This window comes from Nguyenibacter vanlangensis (genome assembly GCF_013376155.1).
Lineage (GTDB): Bacteria > Pseudomonadota > Alphaproteobacteria > Acetobacterales > Acetobacteraceae > Gluconacetobacter > Gluconacetobacter vanlangensis.
The window spans coordinates 1-800 of the sequence record NZ_JABXXP010001014.1; the positions used below are offsets into that span (position 1 = coordinate 1).

At 69.5% G+C, this 800-nt stretch carries 1 protein-coding gene; it reads right to left on the reverse strand.

Going from position 1 to position 800, the window contains the following annotated elements:
• Positions 1-162 precede the first annotated feature (162 nt).
• The coding region (locus HUK84_RS20885) for an MFS transporter (protein ID WP_176641888.1) at positions 163-800 on the reverse strand (638 nt) is incomplete at its 5' end.

An 800-nucleotide genomic window follows, 5' to 3' on the forward strand; every position in this document is an offset into this window, starting at 1 on the left:
CGCGGGCGGCGGCGCGGTCCTCGGCCACCACGGCGTTGACGGCCGGATTGACCTGGTCGGTCCGTACCAGGCAGGCATCGAGCGCTTCGACCGGCGAGGCCCGGCGGGTGCGGAACAGATGCAGCAGGTCCAGGGCGGTCGCGTCACAGAGTTCCATCGATATCACTCCGCTAGGGGCAAGGCGGACGGGAAGCGCCCGCAGGCGGCATTGAAGACGAGCGCCAGCGCCCCGGCGCCCACCAGGCTGAGAAACACCAGCGGATAGCTGTGAAAGGCGCCCAGCAGGGCGCCGATGACCGGCGGGGCGACGAAGCCGGCGAACTGGCCGCCGAAATTGATCAGCCCGAAGCCCGATCCGGCGCTATCGGCGGACAGCATGCGCGCGGGCAGGGAGAGGATGGCGGCGAAGACGAGGGACTTGAAGAAATACAGGCAGGTTTCCGCCGCCACGACGCCGTTCACGCCGGGGGCGTGCGCCATGGCCAGCAGGGCCGCGCAGGACAATAGGATGTTGGCCGACATGAAATGATGTTCGCGGTCGCGGAACCAGCGCGCCATGATCCATCCGCCGGATGCCGCCGCCAGGGTCGCCGCGACATAGGGCAGCGTCAGGAGCACGCCCGCCGCCTTGAGCGACACGCCCCGTTCATGCAGCAGGTAGGTGGGCATCCAGCTTTCCAGCGCCTTGTTGATGAAGCTGACCAGGAACCACACCCCCATCAGCCGCCGGATGCCCCGCGCCCGCAGCACGTCGGCGAGCATGCGGCCGGATGCGGGGGCACGCGGGGCGGATTGCCGCG